At 50.7% G+C, this 19,868-nt stretch carries 20 protein-coding genes; 18 read left to right on the top strand and 2 right to left on the bottom strand.

The annotated features are described in order from the left end of the window. Positions 1–396 (bottom strand): FAD-dependent oxidoreductase (locus OEL57_RS06110; RefSeq protein WP_300738581.1); only part of this gene is annotated, 396 nt, incomplete at its 3' end. A 119-nt stretch (positions 397–515) separates the two neighbouring features. Here OEL57_RS06110 and OEL57_RS06105 point away from each other — a divergent pair. The 16 genes from OEL57_RS06105 (at position 516) to bioC (ending at position 18,636) form a co-directional block, all read left to right on the top strand. Further along, positions 516–1,466 (top strand): bifunctional riboflavin kinase/FAD synthetase, encoded by a 951-nt coding sequence (locus tag OEL57_RS06105; RefSeq protein WP_300738580.1) that lies wholly within the window; start codon positions 516–518, stop codon positions 1,464–1,466. After that, positions 1,463–2,479, top strand: a complete 1,017-nt coding sequence (locus tag OEL57_RS06100) for a lysylphosphatidylglycerol synthase transmembrane domain-containing protein (protein WP_300738579.1) — start codon at positions 1,463–1,465, stop codon at positions 2,477–2,479. Before OEL57_RS06105 ends, OEL57_RS06100 begins: the two co-directional genes overlap by 4 nt. Continuing rightward, on the top strand, positions 2,479–4,353 hold the full coding sequence (locus tag OEL57_RS06095) for a DUF2723 domain-containing protein (protein WP_307726453.1): 1,875 nt from the start codon (positions 2,479–2,481) through the stop codon (positions 4,351–4,353). Before OEL57_RS06100 ends, OEL57_RS06095 begins: the two co-directional genes overlap by 1 nt. Then, positions 4,343–5,233 carry a shikimate dehydrogenase gene (gene aroE, locus OEL57_RS06090; protein ID WP_300738578.1) on the top strand — a complete coding sequence of 297 codons (891 nt, stop codon included), beginning with the start codon at positions 4,343–4,345 and terminating at the stop codon, positions 5,231–5,233. The genes OEL57_RS06095 and aroE overlap by 11 nt, the downstream gene beginning before the upstream one ends. A 63-nt stretch (positions 5,234–5,296) precedes the next feature. After that, positions 5,297–7,003, top strand: coding sequence for a type IV-A pilus assembly ATPase PilB (gene pilB / locus OEL57_RS06085; protein ID WP_300738577.1), 1,707 nt, complete (start codon positions 5,297–5,299; stop codon positions 7,001–7,003). 11 nt (positions 7,004–7,014) lie between these two features. Continuing rightward, positions 7,015–8,106, top strand: coding sequence for a type IV pilus twitching motility protein PilT (locus OEL57_RS06080; protein WP_300738576.1), 1,092 nt, complete (start codon positions 7,015–7,017; stop codon positions 8,104–8,106). A 29-nt stretch (positions 8,107–8,135) separates the two neighbouring features. After that, positions 8,136–9,350: a type II secretion system F family protein gene (locus tag OEL57_RS06075; RefSeq protein ID WP_300738575.1), complete on the top strand. Its 1,215-nt coding sequence runs from the start codon at positions 8,136–8,138 to the stop codon at positions 9,348–9,350. A 3-nt stretch (positions 9,351–9,353) separates the two neighbouring features. After that, positions 9,354–11,003, top strand: a complete 1,650-nt coding sequence (locus OEL57_RS06070; RefSeq protein WP_300738574.1) for a two-component system sensor histidine kinase NtrB — start codon at positions 9,354–9,356, stop codon at positions 11,001–11,003. Continuing rightward, positions 10,978–12,348 carry a sigma-54-dependent transcriptional regulator gene (locus OEL57_RS06065; protein ID WP_300738573.1) on the top strand — a complete coding sequence of 457 codons (1,371 nt, stop codon included), beginning with the start codon at positions 10,978–10,980 and terminating at the stop codon, positions 12,346–12,348. Before OEL57_RS06070 ends, OEL57_RS06065 begins: the two co-directional genes overlap by 26 nt. Positions 12,349–12,416: 68 nt before the next feature. Next, positions 12,417–13,496: a dTDP-glucose 4,6-dehydratase gene (gene rfbB / locus OEL57_RS06060; protein WP_300738571.1), complete on the top strand. Its 1,080-nt coding sequence runs from the start codon at positions 12,417–12,419 to the stop codon at positions 13,494–13,496. After that, positions 13,493–14,326: a dTDP-4-dehydrorhamnose reductase gene (gene rfbD / locus OEL57_RS06055; protein WP_300738568.1), complete on the top strand. Its 834-nt coding sequence runs from the start codon at positions 13,493–13,495 to the stop codon at positions 14,324–14,326. Before rfbB ends, rfbD begins: the two co-directional genes overlap by 4 nt. 3 nt (positions 14,327–14,329) lie before the next feature. After that, entirely contained in the window at positions 14,330–14,683 is a 354-nt protein-coding gene (locus OEL57_RS06050) for a cupin domain-containing protein (protein ID WP_300738566.1), read from the top strand. 9 nt (positions 14,684–14,692) lie between these two features. Further along, positions 14,693–15,769 carry a mannose-1-phosphate guanylyltransferase gene (locus tag OEL57_RS06045; protein WP_300738563.1) on the top strand — a complete coding sequence of 359 codons (1,077 nt, stop codon included), beginning with the start codon at positions 14,693–14,695 and terminating at the stop codon, positions 15,767–15,769. A 77-nt stretch (positions 15,770–15,846) separates the two neighbouring features. After that, positions 15,847–17,022, top strand: a complete 1,176-nt coding sequence (bioF, locus tag OEL57_RS06040; protein ID WP_300738560.1) for an 8-amino-7-oxononanoate synthase — start codon at positions 15,847–15,849, stop codon at positions 17,020–17,022. Beyond that, the gene (locus OEL57_RS06035; protein ID WP_300738557.1) at positions 17,022–17,834 is read left to right on the top strand and encodes an alpha/beta fold hydrolase; all 813 of its coding nucleotides are present in this window, start codon (positions 17,022–17,024) and stop codon (positions 17,832–17,834) included. The genes bioF and OEL57_RS06035 overlap by 1 nt, the downstream gene beginning before the upstream one ends. Continuing rightward, on the top strand, positions 17,821–18,636 hold the full coding sequence (gene bioC / locus OEL57_RS06030; protein ID WP_300738554.1) for a malonyl-ACP O-methyltransferase BioC: 816 nt from the start codon (positions 17,821–17,823) through the stop codon (positions 18,634–18,636). The genes OEL57_RS06035 and bioC overlap by 14 nt, the downstream gene beginning before the upstream one ends. Here the strand turns inward: bioC and OEL57_RS06025 are convergent. Continuing rightward, positions 18,615–18,917 (bottom strand): ArsR/SmtB family transcription factor, encoded by a 303-nt coding sequence (locus OEL57_RS06025; RefSeq protein ID WP_300738551.1) that lies wholly within the window; start codon positions 18,915–18,917, stop codon positions 18,615–18,617. The genes bioC and OEL57_RS06025 overlap by 22 nt on opposite strands. A gap of 200 nt (positions 18,918–19,117) precedes the next feature. Between OEL57_RS06025 and rimP the strand changes: the two genes are divergently transcribed. Next, positions 19,118–19,597 (top strand): ribosome maturation factor RimP, encoded by a 480-nt coding sequence (gene rimP / locus OEL57_RS06020; protein ID WP_300738548.1) that lies wholly within the window; start codon positions 19,118–19,120, stop codon positions 19,595–19,597. A gap of 66 nt (positions 19,598–19,663) precedes the next feature. Continuing rightward, on the top strand, positions 19,664–19,868 hold a 205-nt coding region (locus OEL57_RS06015; RefSeq protein ID WP_300738542.1), incomplete at its 3' end, for a NusA N-terminal domain-containing protein.

The following is a 19,868-nucleotide window of genomic DNA, read 5'->3' as shown; positions in this document are numbered from 1 at the left end:
TTCACGTCCGGTTATGTCTTCAGCATGTAAAATCCGGCGGGCACTATGACCACCTTCTCGGGTCAGGTCATACTCATCGCCCTTGGTGGTGGTGGTGAACTTCACTCCCCATTCAATCAGGTTCTTTATGGTTTGAGGACCTTCCTCAACCACCATTCGTACGACATCCTCGTGACAAATGCCAGCACCTGCTACCAACGTATCTTCCACGTGAGCGTCAAAAGAGTCTTCGCTGGAAAAGACTGAGGCAATACCTCCCTGGGCATAACGAGTGGCCGATTCTGCTACTTCACGTTTGGTGACAACGGAAACAGTTCCGTGTGCAGCAGCCTGAAGTGCAAAGGAAAGACCGGCAATACCACTGCCGATGACCAGAAAATCACTTTCAATGATCATGGGATACTCCCGTGATAATAGTGTATACAGATTGAGCTGCAATTATTGAACCCTGATGACAGATTTGTCAAGGCATCAGGGTTGTTTCAAGGCCAAAATTGTGCCATATAGACTGAACTATGCGTACTATGATAACAAATAATTTTTCCCGCCCTCTTGCAGATCGATCGGTGGTTACCATTGGGAATTTTGATGGTGTGCACCGGGGGCACCGCGAGATCTTTCGCCAGGTAACTAATCGCGCCAAAGAGCTGTCTGCACTCTCTGTGGTTGTGACCTTCACTCCCCACCCGTTGCGTGTTTTGCGTCCTGATGACCGTCGTTTTTGTCTCATTACGACTGACGATCAGAAACGCGAATTGATTGCTGAAAGCGACATTGATCTGCTGTTGGTAATTCCATTTTCAAAAGAGTTTTCTGAGCTGTCTGCTGATTTTTTTGTGCGGCGTGTTCTGCACACCTGTCTGGGAGTCCGCTTTCTGGTTATTGGTCATGACTATGCTTTTGGTAGTGGGCGTGAGGGTAATGAATCTTTTTTGGTTAAAATGGGGCGTGAGTTGAATTTTGAGGTGCAGACGCTTGACCCGGTTGGTGATGACGGAATCTTATTTAGCAGCACTGCAGTTCGACAACTTGTTACTGATGGGATTGTTGCAGGGGCTTTGCAGATACTTGGACGGTGCCACCGTATCTCTGGTCAGGTGGTACATGGACGAGAAATAGGGCGTTCTTTGGGGTTTCCAACGGCCAATATTGTGACTCATAATGAGTTGATTCCAGGTGATGGTGTTTATGCTGTCTGGGTTTCCGTGTTGGGCGAACTTTTTATGGGGGCGTGCAGTGTAGGGGTGAATCCAACCTTTGGCGGTGGTCAGCATACTATTGAGGTGTTTCTGTTTGACTTCAGCGCTGATTTGTACGGTCAGGATGTGGTAATTCATTTTGTTGATAAGTTACGTGACATCAAAAAATTTTCTGATAAGGCCGCTTTGATGTCACAAATTTTTTCAGATGTGGCTACTGCCCGTAATATACTGGCTTCCGGACTACCTGCAGAGTACCGGCAATGAAACGTTCAACAGTGTTATTTTGGATAGGGATCGGGATTAGTCTACTGCTGCTCCTGATGCTCCTTCGCAAGATCGATTTTCAGTCATTACTTGCGGCACTACGGCAACTTGACCTGCGTTGCCTTGCAGCTGCTGTTCTTTTTACTTTTCTCAGCTACTGGGTACGAGCTGTTCGCTGGCGTTATTTGCTGTTGCATGAACGTAAAATAGCTCTAGGATCCCTCTATCCAGCAGTACTTGTGGGTTACATGGCAAACAACCTTTTTCCTGCCAGATTAGGTGAGTTTATCCGGGCCTGGGTGTTGGCTGAAAAAGAGCACCTGCAGACACCATCAGTGTTTGCTTCGCTGGTTATAGACCGACTGTTTGATGGTTTCAGTGTAATGGTCATGCTGGCAGGAGTGCTGTTGACCTTGCAGCTACCGGCAGGAATGGAGCAGTCAGCATCGCTGCTGCGTGCTGGTGGTACAACTATGCTGATCTTTTATGCTGGAGTGATACTGTTTCTGGTGCTTTTAAAATTACGCACCTCTGTCACGATATCCTTTCTCACTCACTTACTTAAACCGTTTCCTGCTGTTATTGCAGAAAAAACCATTCCACTTATAGGATCTTTCCTTGGTGGTTTGCGTATTACCTATCGACGCAGTGACATTCTGGGCATTCTCGTTAGCTCTGTTCTTATCTGGGTCAGTGCAACTCTGCCCATCTACCTGATCCTGCTTGGCTTTGGAATACATCTCCCTTTGACAGCATCTTTTTTTATTATGGTACTGCTGGTTTTTGCTGTGATGGTGCCTGCTGCGCCCGGGTATATCGGTACGTATCATCTGGCCTGCTATACCGGCCTGGCTGCTTTTGGCCTGCCTGATACCCAATCGGTAAGTATTGCACTGGTGGTGCATGGGGTTGGTTTTTTTCCGGTGATACTTGCTGGTCTTTATCAGGTCTGGTCTCAGGGGATGTCACTGGGTAAAATGCGTAAACAGGCTGCTACTGCAGGCGAACAGTGATGAGACAGATGGTGTCACGTTATCTTGATGTCGGGTCACTACTGGCATTTATACTGCCACTTGGAATCTATCTTGGCTGTCTGGCCCCAACCATTACGTTTTATGACAGCGGTGAGTTTGTCACTGCCGTACATTTTCTGGGGTCAGCCCACTCTCCAGGCTATCCACTGTTTCTACTTTTTGCAAAACTGTTTGCCTGGCTACCGGTTGGTACCATTGCCTTCAAAGTCAATTTTGCAACAGCAGTTTCTGCAGCGTTGGCTTGTCTTATGGTCTATCATCTGATCAGGGCACTTCTTGATGTGGTCATTTTTTGTGAAGATCCTGTTTTTTCTGAATTTGCGAAGAGTTTAGCGGCAATGTCAGGTGCCCTGATTTTTGCGGTTTCTCCACGGCTCTGGCTACAGAGTAACCATGATAAACCCTATCCGTTACTGGCATTTATAAGCGGGTTGATACTATTTTTTCTGTTGCGCTGGGGTAAAAACCATCTCCAGGGAGATGAACAGCCTGCCTGGTGGTACGCAGCGGCTTTTCTGGCTGGTCTGGCTACTGGCGCCCATCAAACCATTGTACTGTTATTACCCGGCTGTCTGTTGTTTGTGTTGGTAACGTCATGGCAATCCATACGTCGTGTGCGAGAATGGATATTGACAGTTTGTATGTTGTTGCTCGGTGGAGCTGTGCAGTTATATCTGCCGCTGCGTGCTGCTGCAGAAACCCGTCAAAATTGGGGTGATCCTGATGTCATCTCCCGTTTTCTCTGGCATCTGTTGCGGCGAGGATATCCTGAAGATCCTCACAGCAGAGATGTAAGTTTGCTATTTAAGCAGCTTGCGGCCTTTAATCTACCCCATGAGTTTGGTTGGGTTGGCCTGTTGTTTGTGTTGATCGGGTTGTGGGCGTGTTGGCAGATCCAGCGGGCTTTTCTTGTGTATCTGGCGATGAGTCTCTTCTGCTTTTGGCTGATTATTGCCGGTTATTTTAATCCTCAATTCGAATCAATTTTTTTGACTGAGGAGTTCTATACGCCTTTGTATTTGTTAGCTGCCGTGGTACTTGCAATTGGTCTGTTTACTGCTGCAGCTAGAGGTGCAGCAGCGGCTCAGAAGCCAGACCACTATGGGGTGTTACACCATGTCGTCTTGGCTTTTTTCTTTTTACTCATACCGCTCGTGCAGCTATCCCTCAATCTTTCAGCACAGGACCAACATAAAAATTATCTTGCTCAGGACTATGCCTTAAATACCCTGCGTCCTTTGCCGGAGGATGCTCTTTTGTTTACCTGGGGAGATAGCGGCGCATTTCCTCTCTGGTATCTGCAGGGAGTTGAGCGGTTCAGAGAAGATCTTGATCTGGCTCATATTCCGCACTTGGTTTTTCCCTGGTATCAACGGGAACTGCCACGTCTTGCCCAGCCATTTAAAGAGGAACCAGGTACGGTAACCGCCGAGCTGTTTTTTATTCATTTGGTCGAAAAGTTACGTCAACAACGACCAGTTCTTATGGATTTCTCTACCCGCTATTCGTTCGACTGGAACAATCAACAACCTGTTCAGCAAGGGATGCTGTACTGGCTGTCGGATAGCGGATTAGTACACTATGATGATGCCGCAATCTGGAAGATGTATGTTTTGCATCGGCTTACACCCAAGGGGTGGCTGCCCGATATTGATTCTCGTAAGGCATTGATTATCCATGCTTATTGTCTTCTGCAGTCGGCCGAGGAGTTGGCGCGCAGAGGCCATGTAAAGGAGGCCTCGCGCTTGCTACTGTTGGCTGGAAAGATTATGCCTGAATGGCAGGAAAACCTGAGACTGATGCGACGGCGTTATGCTATTCCTGCCGCTGCCGGGGGAGCCGATGAACGATAAATCAGTCATTACCGGGAAGACCAGGATCTATGGGATCATCGGTTATCCTGTGACCCATTCTCTTTCACCTGTAATGCAGAATGCAGCTTTACAGGCCGCTGCTGTAGATGGTCTCTATGTCCCGTTTGCTGTTGAACCTGATCAGCTAGCAACAGCGGTTTCAGGATTGCGGGCGTTACAGGTATGTGGTTTTAATGTCACCATTCCTCACAAGACCAGTATTATGCCTCTGCTTGATGAGTTAGCACCTTCGGCTGTGCAGGCTGGGGCTGTTAATACAGTGGTTAATCAAGGGGGGAGGTTGATTGGCCATAACACGGATGGCGATGGAATGATTATTTCTTTAGCAAAGGACCTGGAGTGTGGGATTGCTGGAAGCAAGGTTGTTCTGGTTGGTGCTGGCGGAGCTGCCCGTGGGGCATTGGCTGCATTTTGCCGCGCTGGTGTTGCTTCTGTTATTGTAGTAAATCGTACCTTGCAAATAGCAGATGACCTGGCTAACTCGTTCCGGGCATGTTACCCGCAGGTTAAACTGCAGGTTTCTACACTTCCTGTTCAGGCTGAACTTGCATTATCAGAGGTCGACCTGCTTGTTAACGCAACCTCATTGGGTATGGCAGGTGAAAAAATTGAGGGTCTGTCACTTGCACTTCTGTCCGGCCATGCTAAAGTATATGATATGGTTTATAATCCCACTTTAACGCCGTTACTGTCAGACGCAAAAAAATGCGGGTTGAAAGCGGCCAATGGCATAGGTATGTTGGTTGCGCAGGGGGAGTTGGCTTTTAAGCTGTGGCACGGCATGAGTCCTGATGAGGGTGTCATGCAAGAGGCTCTCAGCTGCTTTTATGCAACGCAGCAAAGGCTTGACAGTCTTTGATGTCGACCGCTACTATCGGTTCGTTTTTATGCGGTTTTATTTTGATCTATTAACGGGAGTACCATGCAGACGAGCCGCCTTGGCGACATACTGGTTAAAAATAATATTATTACCAGCGAACAGTTGACCGCTGCACTGCAGGAGCAGAAAATGTCCGGCGGACAGAGCAAGCTGGGATCTGTTCTGGTTAAACAAGGTTTGGTCAAAGAGCCGGACCTGGTGGCGTTTCTTTCCCGTCAATATGGCGTTCCAACTATCAGTTTAGCTGACTATGATATTGATCCTGCCGTCATCAAAATTATTCCTCCTGAAGTGGTTCAAAAGTACAACTTGATTCCAGTGAATCGAGCTGGCTCAACGCTGATTGTTGCGGTCAGTGATCCCTCCAATCTGTTTGCCATTGAAGATATCAAGTTCATGACCAGCTATAATGTTGAAATGGTTGTGACCGGTGAGTCTGATATTAAAGGTGCCATCGACAAGTACTATGATCAGTCCGCCTCTCTGGCTGATGTGATGGATAACCTTGATATGGAGGATCTGGAACTGGTGGACACTGAGGAGGAGGTAGATGTTTCCTCTTTGGAGCGTGCAACCGAGGATGCACCGGTAGTTAAACTGGTTAACCTTATTTTGATGGATGCCATTAAGAAAAAAGCAAGCGATATTCATATTGAACCCTATGAAAAAACCTTCAGGGTTCGTTATCGGATTGACGGCGTGCTCTACGAAGTAATGAAACCGCCTATGAAGTTGAAAAATGCCATCACCTCCCGGATCAAGATTATGGCGGAACTTGATATTGCCGAACGGCGTCTGCCCCAGGATGGCCGGATCAAGATCAAGCTGGGTGGCGGCAGGGATATGGACTATCGGGTTTCATGTCTTCCCACCCTGTTTGGCGAAAAAATAGTTTTACGTCTGCTGGATAAGAGTAACCTGCAAACGGATTTAACCAAGCTGGGGTATGAGCCAGAGGCACTGGCCCACTTTAAACGTGAAATTCACAAGCCGTTCGGTATGGTGTTGGTAACCGGACCTACCGGCTCAGGAAAGACCGTTTCACTCTATTCTGCCCTGGCGGAACTCAACAAGGTAACAGAGAATATTTCCACGGCGGAAGATCCGGTGGAATTCAACTTTGCAGGTATTAATCAGGTGCAGATGCATGAAGATATTGGCCTTAACTTTGCTGCTGCCCTCCGCTCATTTCTGCGTCAGGATCCTGACATTATTATGATTGGCGAGATCCGGGACTTTGAAACCGCAGAGATTGCCGTTAAGGCAGCTTTGACAGGCCACCTGGTACTTTCCACCCTGCATACCAACGATGCGCCAGCGACCATCAATCGTCTGCTGAATATGGGGATAGAGCCGTTTCTTGTAGCATCAGCAGTCAACCTGATTACGGCCCAGCGTCTGGCTCGTCGTGTCTGTGGTGAGTGTAAAGAAAAAGAGGATATTCCGGTCCAGGCTTTGATAGATGCAGGTGTACCTGCGGATGAAGCTGCAGAATATGTCTGCTACAAAGGCAGAGGGTGTCCTGTCTGTAATAATACCGGTTACAAGGGGCGGGTCGGTTTTTATCAGGTTATGCCGATGCTTGAGCCGATTCGTGAGTTGATTTTGAATGGTGCAAATACAGCTGAGATCAAGCGAGAATCAATGCGGCTTGGGATCAAGACTATGCGGCAGTCTGGTTTGACTAAGGTGAAAGAGGGCGTTACATCCCTTGAAGAGGTTTTAAGGGTAACGGTTTCTGACGATTAAGGAGTTATTTTATGGCAAACCTGCATGAACTTCTGAAAACCCTGGTGGAAGCTGGTGGCTCTGATCTGCATATTACCACCAATACCCCGCCCCAGATTCGGGTGGATGGGAAATTATGCCCACTGGATTTTCCCCCCTTGAATGCGGTGGAAACCAAGCAACTTTGTTATTCTGTACTAACTGACTCTCAGAAGCATAAGTTCGAAGAGGAAAGCGAGCTTGATCTTTCATTTGGTGTAAAGGGGTTATCACGTTTTCGTGGTAATGTTTTTGTGCAACGTGGTGCGGTAGCTGGTGTTTTTCGTGTGATCCCATACAAAATAATGTCCTTTGAAGAACTTGGTTTACCCCCGGTGGTAAAGGACCTTGCTGAAAAACCACGCGGCCTGATTCTGGTCACCGGGCCTACCGGTAGTGGAAAATCAACTACGCTTGCCTCAATCATTGATTTTATTAACGTCAATCGTAAAGAGCATATTGTTACTATTGAAGATCCCATTGAGTATCTCCATCCCCACAAAGGCTGCCTTGTTAATCAACGGGAGGTGGGGTCTGATACAAAGGGATTTAAATGTGCACTTAAGTATGTCCTGCGCCAGGACCCTGATGTGGTTTTGGTGGGGGAGTTACGGGATCTTGAAACGATTGAGGCCGCCTTGACTCTGGCTGAAACCGGTCACCTTTGTTTGGCAACTCTGCATACTAACTCCTGTGCCCAGACCATAAACCGGATAGTAGATGTTTTTCCTCCGTACCAGCAACCCCAGATCCGCGCTCAGCTCTCTTTTGTTATGGAAGGGGTTATGTCTCAGGCGCTGATACCCAAAATTGGTGGTGGCAGGGTTATGTCGCTTGAGATCATGGTGCCGAATCCGGCTATCAGAAACCTGATTCGGGAAGATAAAGTCCACCAGATTTATTCACAGATGCAGGTCGGGCAGGAAAAATTCGGGATGCAGACCATGAATCAGTCACTCTACTCTCTGTATATCCGGAGATTAATTACCCTTGATGATGCCATGGGCCGCACTTCTGATCCTGATGAACTGCGTCAGATGATCAATAATCCTGCTATGGGAATGCGTCAACAGCCCCGTCGATAATTCAGGTATACTTTTGGAGGAGGAACAGCATGCCAATGTTTACATGGGAAGGTAAAACCCGCACTGGAGCAGCTCAAAAAGGTGTGACTGATGCCCCCGATGCCGCATCAGTAGAAGCTCAGCTGCAAAAGGCAGGGTGGCAGAATATTGTAGTAGAGGCTGAGTCAAAAGGAATTCAGATCAAGATGCCCAGCTTTGGCGGCGGTAAGATTGACACCAAGGATCTGGTTATCTTTACCCGCCAGTTTGCCACCATGATTGATTCAGGTTTGCCGTTGGTACAGTGTCTGGACATCCTGTCATCGCAACAGGAAAGGCCAGCCTTTAAAGAGATTTTGTTAAAGGTAAAAGAGAGTGTTGAGAGCGGTTCCACCTTTGCTGATGCCTTGGCTAGACACCCCAAGGCCTTTGACCAGTTGTTTGTTAACCTGGTGGCAGCCGGTGAGATCGGCGGTATTCTGGATACCATCCTTAACCGTCTGGCAGCCTATATTGAAAAGGCCATGAAGCTGAAGAAGCAGATCAAGGGGGCCATGGTCTATCCAACCACCATCATGTCAATTGCGGTGATTGTGGTCGGGGTTATTCTTGTGTTTGTTATCCCTACCTTTGCCAAGATGTTTGCTGATTTTGGCGGAGAACTTCCCGGCCCGACCAAAATAGTTATTGCCCTATCTAACTTCCTTATAAAGTACATAATAGTGATTATAGCAGCTTTTTTTGCCATAAGTTGGGCGATTAAAAAGTATTATGCCACGCCTGGTGGGCAAAAAAAGATGGATGCCATGTTTCTCAAGGCCCCGATAGCCGGGCCGCTGATCCGTAAGGTGTCAGTTGCCAAATTTACCCGTACCTTGGGTACCATGGTCAGTTCCGGCGTGCCGATTATGGATGGCTTGGAGATCGTTGCCAAGACAGCTGGTAACAAGATTGTTGAAGAGGCTATTTATGGGGTACGTCAAGCCATTTCCGAAGGTAAGACCATGGCTGAGCCACTTCAGGCCTGCGGTATTTTTCCTCCCATGGTAGTGCAGATGATTGCCGTTGGTGAGGCCACTGGCGCCATGGACGCCATGCTGACAAAAATTGCTGATTTCTACGATGATGAGGTTGATGATGCTGTCTCTGCCATGACCGCCATGATGGAACCATTATTGATGGTTTTTCTGGGTACCACTGTTGGTGGACTGGTTGTTGCCATGTATCTGCCGATCTTTAAACTGGCAGGTGCTGTTGGCGGCTAATGGATGAAAACCGAGCGTCGTCTAAGGCTCTTTATCTTTGCCAGAATTGTGGTAATTACCCTCTTTCTGGCATCAACCATCATCCTGAAGTTAAGCGATGCTGAAGCGATAAGTGATATCCAGTTTAAGGGTGTCATTGAGCTGATGGTCCTTTCCTGTTGTGTCTCTCTGATATCCCTGGTGGCCTTGCGCCGCCAGGGGTGGCTGCTTCCGCTTACCCGGCTTCAAATCGTCTGGGATATCCTGTTTGTCACCTTGCTCCTGATGTTGACTGACGGCATTGCCAGCCCGTACTCATTTCTTTATCTGTTGGCCATAATGAGTGCCGGCATGTTGTTAAACCGACAGCAGGCGCTGTATACCGCGGCTCTTTGTATTATTTTGTACGGGGCAATGGTTGATTTACAGTATTTTGGCTTGCTGCAAGGAATTGGTTTGAGTCCAGAAGTTGCCCAACAGCGCGGGAATGTGGTTATTTTTTATACCCTTTTTCTGCATCTGGTGGGGTTTGTACTGGCAGCGGTTATGGGAAGCCATCTGGCTGAACGGGCCAGGTTGACAGAGGTAAACTACGCGGAGTTGAAGCAGCTTCATAGTACGATTGTGGAGAATCTGGAAAGTGGTCTATTGACCATTACCCGTGATGGGCTGATCAGAGTATTTAATCCCTATGTTGAAAAAATTACCGGCATGACCCAGATTCATGCCTATGGGCGTCCGATTAGTGCTGTGTTTCCCTCACTACAGGTTGAAGGGGAGACGTTTGAGCAACATGGGCAGGGTGAGTTTTACTATCGACCAACAACCGGCAATCCTCTGACCATCGGCTATGCCACCATACCGTTCAGGAATCTGCAGGGAGAAACAGCCGGCCTGATTGTAACACTCAAAGATCTGACCGGTTTTAAGCAGATGGAACTGGCCCTGAAACGGTCAGATCGTCTGGCAGCCCTGGGTGAGCTTTCAGCCCGTATGGCCCATGAAATCCGTAATCCTCTGGCTGCCATCAGCGGTTCAGTTCAACTGTTGTCTGAACATGGTAGTCTGCGTGACCATGAATCCAGACTGCTTGCAATTGTTCTGCGTGAATCCGACCGTTTAAACAGTCTGATAACAGACTTTTTGGCCTACGCACGTCCGACTCCTCCCCGCTTTGAACGCTTTAATCTGTATCATCTGGTGAGGGATTTACAGGAGTTGCTGCTGGCAGATAACCGTTTTGACAAGATCAGGTTTGTGCTGGACCTAGCAGATGATCTTACTGCCTGGGCTGATCGTGGTCAGTTGCAGCAGGTGTTGTTAAATTTATTGCACAACGCGGCAGAGGCCATGCCGGATAGTGGAGTGATTCAGATTTCTGCTGATCTGCAATCGGGAACTGATGATGCGGGCAGGGCATTTTCTCTGCTCTGTCTGAAAATTATTGATCAGGGCTGCGGCATGAATGAAGATACCTGTCGGCATCTGTTTGAGCCGTTCTGGACAACCAAACCGGCTGGAACCGGGCTGGGGCTGGCAACGGTCTACCGGATTGTTGAAGGGCATGGTGGTATGGTGCAGGCTGCCCCCCGTGAGGGGGGGGGGACTGTTATGTCGCTTTTGTTGCCGATGATGGAGGAGGGGCCTGGTGAGAACCAGAATTCTGGTCGTTGATGATGAATTGAGCATGCGGGAGTTTATCTCGATCCTGCTTGAGCGTGAAGGGTATGAGGTGCTGACTGCAGCTGACGCTGCAACAGCGCTTGTTCGCCTGGCTGCTTCGGATATTGATCTGGTTATTTCAGACGTGCAGATGCCGGGCTTAAGTGGCCTGGAGCTGCTGGCACGGATTAAGGAAGATAAACCGGATACTGCGGTGTTGCTGGTGACTGCCTTTTCAACAGCTGAACAGGCGGTTGAAGCAATGAAGCTGGGTGCCTATGATTATCTCGCCAAACCTTTCAAAGTGGATGAGATCAAAAAACTGGTGAAGAACGCTGTGGAAAAGCGTGACCTGAAGCGAGAGAACCGGCAACTGAGGGAAAAGGCTGGCGTGTGCGAGGGGTATGGCGGAATTGTTGGTACGTCGCAGCGGATGAAAGAGGTCTTTAATCTGCTGCGCAAAGTTGCTGAATCCCAAACCACGGTGCTCGTGTCCGGAGAAAGTGGTACTGGTAAAGAATTGGCAGCCAGGGCGATTCATGAAGGAAGTGCCCGTAAAAATAAATCATTTGTGGCGGTTAACTGTGGTGCCATTCCTGAAAATTTAATTGAGAGCGAACTGTTTGGCCATGTCAAAGGGGCCTTTACCGGTGCGGTGGGAGAGCGGGCCGGGCTGTTTGAGCAGGCCAATGGTGGCACGGTTTTTCTGGATGAGATAGGTGAATTGCCGCTGGCAATGCAGACCCGCTTGTTGCGGGTGATTCAGGAACGGGAGGTGCGCCGGGTCGGTGGATCAAGCACCAAAAAGGTTGATGTGCGTCTGCTGGCAGCCTCAAACCGTGATCTGGCACTGCAGATAAAGGAAGGGACCTTTCGAGAGGATCTTTACTACCGGGTCAATGTGGTTCAGGTGGTGATGCCTCCCCTGCGGGAAAGGGTTGAGGATATTCCGTTACTTGTTGAACATTTGGTCAGGAAGCATTGCGGCAACGGCGGTATTGTCACTTCAGAAGCACTTAAATGCTTGATGGCCTACCCATTCCCCGGGAACGTGCGGGAGCTGGAGAACATCATTGAGCGCAGTCTGGTGCTTGATCGTGAACGGATTACTCTGGACAGTCTGCCTGCCCAGGTTAGGGGGGCGATCAAACGCTTTGACCTGCATGCTGCGGTTGATATTCCTGATGAAGGGATTGATCTGGAGCCGGCCCTTGAGAATCTGGAGAAACAGTACCTGATCAAGGCCCTGGAAAAATCAGGTGGCAGCAAAACCAAGGCTGCTGATCTGCTGGGGATGTCATTCCGCTCCTATCGCTACAAGCTTTCTAAATTTGGACTTGCTGCTGAGGGGGAGTAAGCATCTCAGACTTCCCCTAACAAACACGCTATGGTATAGAACCGCTTACTCCACTTAAGGACTCGTCCATGTCTGAGCAACAGTTTCAACCCAACGCCCTGCTGGTAACCGGTGGGGCCGGCTTTATCGGTTCAAATTTTATAAACCGTTTTATGCTGCTGAATCCCGGTTGTCGTGTGGTTAACCTTGATGTCCTGACCTATGCCGGTAATCTGAAAAACCTGACTGGCGTTGAGCCGAATCCCAGCTATCGCTTTGTCAAAGGTGATATTGCTGACGCCGCATTGGTTGCCTCCTTGCTGGCTGGGGAAAAAATTGATGCGGTGGTGCATTTTGCGGCTGAGTCCCATGTGGATCGTTCCATAACCGGACCGGAGATATTTGTCCGTACCAATGTACTGGGTACTCAAGTGCTGTTGGAGGAAAGCCGTAAACACTGGCAATCGGGTATTGTACCGAGTTTCCGCTACTATCAGATTTCCACCGATGAGGTCTATGGATCATTGGGGGAGACCGGCTATTTTACGGAGGATACACCGCTGGCTGCCAACTCTCCCTATTCTGCTTCCAAGGCCGGTGCAGACCTGCTGGTGCGGGCCTATCAAGAGACCTTTGGCATGCCGACGCTTGTTTCGCGCTGTTCCAACAACTATGGTCCCTATCATTTTCCTGAAAAGCTGATTCCGTTGTTGATCGCCAATATTATTGCCAGAAAGCCACTGCCGGTCTACGGCGATGGCACAAATGTACGGGACTGGCTGCATGTGCAGGACCATGGCGCAGCCATTGAGTGTATTCTGAAAGGCGCCAGGCCGGGCTCCGTCTACAACATCGGTGGCAACAATGAATGGCAGAATATCGCTATCGTCAATCTGGTCTGTGACCTGCTGGATACCAAGCTGGGCAGGCAGTCTGGCGAGAACAGGGGACTGATCACCTTTGTCAAGGATCGCCCCGGCCATGACCGGCGCTATGCCATTGATGCCTCAAAACTCAAAAAAGATCTGGGCTGGTCTCCCTCCTATACCTTTGAAACCGGTATAGCCGAGACCATTGACTGGTATCTGGCCAATCAACAATGGGTAACAGAAGTCACTAGTGGCAGCTACCGTGATTACTACCAGCAGCAGTACGGAGGTGCAGCATGATTCTGGTAGTGGGGGCAAACGGGATGCTGGGGCAGGATCTGATGAGCCTGCTGGGTGAACGGGGCAGGGGAGTGGACCTGCCGGACATTGATATTACTGATATGGTGTCAGTGCAACAGGTGCTGACCGCCCTGAAACCAAAGGTGGTGATCAACTGCGCTGCCTACACGGATGTGGATGGCTGCGAGACCAACACGGAGACCGCCATGCAGGTCAATGGCGAAGGGGTGGCCTTTTTGGGGCTGGTTACCCGTAGCATCGGGGCCAAGCTGGTGCAGATCAGTACCGACTATGTCTTTGACGGCAGCAAGGGCAGCCCCTACAGGGAAGATGACCTGCAACAACCGTTGAACATCTATGGCGAATCCAAACTGGCCGGTGAGCTGAATGTGGATATCAATCCTGATAACCTGTTGGTGCGGACCCAATGGCTGTATGGCCTGCATGGCAAGAATTTTGTGGAGACCATGCTAAAGCTGGGACAGGAAAAAAACGAGCTTACCGTGGTGGATGACCAGATCGGTTCTCCCACCTGGACCATGGATCTGGCCAGGGGGATCATCGCCCTGATTGACAAGGATTGCCGTGGCACCTACCACTGCGCCAACAGCGGCCATACCTCCTGGAACGGTTTTGCCAGGGCTATTTTTGACGAGTCGGGATTGAAGGTGCAGGTGCTGCCGATGACCACCGAACAGTTAAACCGCCCGGCCCGGCGGCCGCTCTACTCAACCCTTGATTGCAGCAAGCTGGTTGCCGATACCGGCTTTGAGCCGCAACCATGGCACGAGGCGCTGAAACAGTATCTAACCCTGCGGAAGGAAACCTGATATATGACACTGGAGCGTGGAGAGCGGCCCTGGGGCACCTATACGGTGCTTGAGGAAAACAGTCACTACAAGATCAAACGGATCGAGGTGTCGCCGGGACAACGGCTGTCTCTGCAGAAGCATCACCATCGCAGCGAACACTGGATTGTGGTCTCGGGAACCGCTCTGGTGACCTGTGGTGAACGTGAATTCATGGTGAATGTCAATGAGTCTACCTTTATCCCGATCGGTGAACAGCATCGCCTGCAGAATCCCGGTAAGATCCCGTTGGTGATTATTGAGGTGCAGAGTGGCGAATACCTGGGCGAGGACGACATTGTCCGTTTTCAGGATGATTACCAGCGGGCAGAGGCATAGGGAGGCGCTATGTATGTTGTGATCCTGGCAGGAGGCTCAGGCACCCGTTTCTGGCCGGTTTCCCGTGCGGCACGTCCCAAACAGTTAATCAGTGTGACCGATGGTCCCACCATGCTGCAACGGACCGTTGAACGTATCCTGCCGTTGAAGCCCAAGCGGGTTCTGGTCATAACCAACCGGCTGCAGGCAGCGGAAACAGAACGTCAGCTGGCTGGATATCGTGCATCGGTTCCGGTTGACGTGATTGCCGAGCCGGTGGGGCGCAATACAGCCCCGGCAGTGGGACTGGCTGCCACCATTATTGCTGCCCATGACCCGGAAGGGGTGATGGCAGTGCTGCCTGCTGACCATTATATCCGGGATGATGAGGGGCTGCGCCAGAGTCTGCAATTGGCGGCCAACTCTGCTCGAAACGGCTGGCTGATGACCCTGGGCATTGTACCCACCAGCCCTGAGACTGGTTATGGCTACCTTGAGGCAGATATGAGTCTGCGGGGGCTTGGTCCCTTTCCGGTAACCCGCTTTGTGGAAAAACCGGATCGAGCCACGGCCCTTGCCTATCTGGAGGCGGGCACCTATTTCTGGAACAGCGGCATGTTTGTCTGGCGTGCTGACACAATCCTGACTGAGATTGCCCGCTACATGCCGGAACTTGCGGCTCAGCTGGAACGGATGACCTTTGGTGATGTCTGGGATCTGGCTGACCTGTCGGGCCAGATAGCAGACATCTACGCTGCCATTGGTGGCCAGTCCATTGATTACGGTGTCATGGAACAGTCAGAACGGGTTCAGATGGTCCCTGCTGATGTTGGCTGGAGTGACGTGGGCAGCTGGTCAGCCTTGCCGGAAGTTACAGATCTTGACGCACAGGGCACGGTGGTTGCCAATTGCAGTACGTACGTGAATGTTGAAAGTAGTGGCTGTATTGTATCCGGTAACGGTCATGTTGTGGCCACGGTGGGGGTACATGATCTGATCGTGGTTGCAACTGGCGATGCGGTGCTGGTCTGTCCAAAGGATCGGGCCCAGGATGTGAAGAAAGTAGTTGAACAGCTGGCTGCTCAAGGGCTGGAGAACTATTTATAGGCATAGAAAGGGGGAAAATGGTCTTCCCCCTTTTTTTGAATTGTTTGTCAACTTTGGCTTGCTTTGAAAGGTTAACAATGCCGCTGCAGCTTCTCTCTCAAAGGCTTGAAAAGATCCGGCATGATGGTCTGTACCGCAGCCTGCGGTCGGTTGAACGTACAACACCGCTGGTCTCTGTTGAAGATCAACAGGCGTTGTTGTTCTGTTCCAACAACTACCTGGGGCTGGCCGAACATCCAGCTCTGGCGCAGGCCGCAGCTGATGCTGCCTTGCAGTATGGTACCTCTAGTGCTGCTTCGCGGCTGGTTTCAGGTAATCAGCCATTGCATCAAAAACTTGAGGATAAACTGGCTGCCTGGAAAGGAACGGAAACTGCCCTGCTGTTTAACAGTGGCTATGCAGCCAACACCGGTATCATTGCTGCCTTGGCAGGGCGGGGAGATATCATCTTTTCTGACCGGCTCAACCACGCCAGTATCATTGATGGTGCCCTGCTCTCTGGCGCCAGGCTGGTCCGCTACCCACATAATGATACCCAGGCACTGGCACGCCTGTTGGAACAGCATCAGACAGACGGTTTCAGGCTGATTGTGACTGACGGGGTCTTCAGCATGGATGGCGATATCGCTCCGCTACAAGGGATTGCTGATCTGGCAGAGCAGCATAAGGCCCTGCTTATGGTGGACGATGCCCATGCCGGAGGTGTGCTGGGGCAGCAGGGTAGGGGCAGTGTTGATTTCTGCGGCATTACAGGGCGGGTGGCTATTCAGATGGGAACCTTTGGCAAGGCCCTGGGCAGCTTTGGTGCCTATGCTGCCTGTTCCAGGCTGGTGCGGGAGTATCTGATCAACCGCTCCCGTTCGCTGATCTTTTCCACCTCCCTGCCACCGGCAGTGCTGGCCGCCTCATCAGCGGCAGTTGATCTGGTACAGGCAGAAGAAGGGCAGCAATTACGGCGGCAACTTGCAGAAAACGGTACGCTGCTGCGCTCTCTTCTGCAGCAGGCAGGCTACAAAGTGCCTGATGGGTCTACCCCGATTGTTCCGATTCTGGTTGGTGATTCTGAAACCACCACACACTTTTCTGCTCGGTTGCTGGAAGAAGGGCTCTTTGTGCAGGGAATCCGTCCCCCTACTGTGCCTAAAGGTACCAGCCGCCTGCGGTGTACGGTTATGGCCAGTCATAGTCCGTGTCAGATCCAACAGGCTGCCGCTACTATAGTCCGGGTCGGCCGGGAATTGGGGGTGCTCTGATGCCGTTTGCAGGGCCGATCTGGTACGAAGAGTATGGTGCAGGGCAACCGATCCTGTTTGTACATGGCTGGTGCATGTCATCAGCGATTTGGGGATTACAGCGGACTGTCCTATCTGCGCAGTATCGCGTTATTTCGCTGGACCTGCGGGGACATGGGCAGTCAGGGCTACCGGAAGATGGTGTGACCGGATTTGGTGGCTATGCTGCTGATCTGATCCGTGTTGTTGAACGGCTTGACCTGCAGGATATGGTTGCGGTTGGCTGGTCCCTGGGAGCACAGGCCCTGCTCAAGGCCTGGCCACGCCTGAAAGACCGGCTGGCCGGACTGGTGCTGGTGGGGGCAACCCCGCGCTTTTCGGCTGCCCCTCACTTCCCCTATGGGTTACCCCCGAAAGAGGCTGAAGGGATGCGCCTGAAGGTGCGTCGCAGTCTTGAGCGGGCCCTGGAAGGTTTTCATCGCAATCTGTTTGTAGAGCATGAACTTGATGACCCTGTTGTTGCGCAACAGGTCGCAGAGCAGTTAGGACAGGTTGTTCTACCTCAGTCTGCTGCTGCCCTTGCAGGGCTTGAGGCATTGATGGAGGAAGAGCTGATGGAGGAGGCTCTGCAGGTTGCTTGTCCCACCCTGCTGCTGCATGGCGACCAGGACAGGGTCTGCCTGCCTGCGGCGTCTGTCTGGTTGGCGCAGGCGATCAGGAACAGTCAGCGTATGCTCTATGCCGGTTGTGGTCATGCGCCGTTTCTGAGCTGTGCCCGGCAGTTTAACCATGATCTGCTAAAATTTGTGGGAGCGCTGCATGACAGGCATTAATCGACAGAGGGTGCAGAGCTCCTTTCATCGAGGGGCTGAAGCGTATGATCAGCATACCCCGGTTCAGCAACGGGTGTTGCAGCAGTTGATGCAGCTGATTGGTCAGTATCCGTTTGCTCCCAATGCAACCGCCCTGGATGTTGGTTGCGGTACCGGACGTTTGCTAGAGCTGCTGGGGCGCTGTTTTCCTGATGCTGCTCTAACCGGTCTTGACCTGGCTCCCAATATGCTGCAGCAGGCCGCTGTCCGTCTCGGGGGGAAGGACCGGTTGATTCAGGGCGATGCGGAACAGCTTCCCTTTGCTGACAGCAGTTTTCAGATGGTACTTTCCAGTTCCACCTTTCAGTGGCTTGATACCCTGCAGTGCTGTTTTGGAGAGGTCAGGCGGGTGCTTAAGCCAGAGGGACGATTTGTGTTCAGTCTATTTGGTGAAGGTACACTCTATGAGTTGCGGGAGTCGTGGCACCAGGCCTTGCTGAATACCGGACGGGAGGTGACTGAACAAAATAACGGTACCCATCGTTTTCATAGTAGTGATCAGGTGCAGCAGGCACTTGAGCTGACGGGATTCAGAGATGTCGTGGTCTGGTCTGAGCTGGAGCAGGTTTGGTACCCAGATGTGCCGCATCTGTTGCAGGCAATCAAACGGATCGGAGCAGGGACATCACGCCCGCCATCCGGTGGCGGGCTGGGGTGGCGCAGGGTACTGCATGAAATGGCAGCAATTTATTACGAGCGGTTTGGTACGCCAGATGGTGTGCCGGTTAGTTATTCAGTGATTTACGCAGCAGGAAGGCGTTGATCCTGGCTCAGCAATGCAGCAATAAGCTTCTTTGCCAGGGGATGGATAACGCTGTAGTGAACCTCAACGCCGTCCCGTTTTCCTTCAATAATTCCTTTGTTCTTCAATAAGGCCAGATGCTGGGAAACCGTGGCCTGGGGCAGGCTGAGGCATTCCCAGATGTGCTTGACGTTACACTGTTGTGAGCAGAGTCCGGCAACGATCTTCAAGCGGATCGGATGACCAAGCACCTTCAGAATTTCAGCCTCATTACTAAACATCATGTTTTTGTCGAAATCCATGGATCAGGTCCTGTTCGTAGGCTATTTTGTGAAAACTATATATATAAATATTCCCCCTGTCAATTCGATCAGAACAATTATTTCAAGACAATAAAAGGCTTGCAACCATTGGGGCGCTATGGTATTGCCTGTACTACATTTTGTTCTGTCTGACAAAGTGGGCTCGCAAGGCCCACTTTTTTATTGCCTGGAGTTTATGTATGGCCGGTGTTGATCCCGCAAAGCTGGTTGAAAATCTGCTTCACCCTATTCTTGATTCGATGGGGCTTGAACTGGTAGAGCTTGAATTTAAAAAAGTTGGACGTGGTTACCTGCTGCAGATCTTTATTGATAAACCAGACGGTGTGAACCTGGATGACTGCGCTGAAGTCAGCCGTGAACTGTCTGTGCAGCTTGATGTTGAGGACTGTATTGCCAGTCGCTACACCCTGGAAGTCTCGTCTCCAGGTCTTGATCGGCCCCTGAAAAAAGAACAGGACTTCGTTCGTTATACAGGGCGACTTGCCGTGATCAAGACATCAGAGTTGCTGAAGGATGAAAAGGGAAGTCCCCGCAAGACATTCTTGGGTACCATCGAAGGCGTTGAAGAAGGTGTGGTGATCATCCTCCTGAAGGAAGGGCCACAGGCCCGTATCCCTTGGGACAAGATCGCCAAGGCACATCTTGAATTTGAATTTTAGTAGTCGAATTTAGTTTTTCGTACGTACGCAATAATTAATCCGTGATCGCATAAGGAGATTCGTGCCGTGGATACAATCGTCAGTCTCAAGCAGGCCATCGAGCAGATCGTGAAAGAGAAGGGGATCGACCGTCAGGTGGTGATCGAGGCGATGGAACAGGCCGTGCTGTCTGCTGCCAATAAAAAGTATCGCAATACTCGCAACCTTGAAGCCCATTACAACAATGATACCGGTGAAGTTGAGCTGTTTGAATATGTGGTGGTAGTGGAAG

Source organism: Trichlorobacter sp. (assembly GCF_030247655.1).
In the GTDB taxonomy this organism is placed as follows: Bacteria; Desulfobacterota; Desulfuromonadia; order Geobacterales; family Pseudopelobacteraceae; genus Trichlorobacter.
The sequence above is the reverse complement of the archived record's forward strand: the minus strand, read 5'-3'. Positions and strand labels throughout refer to the sequence as shown.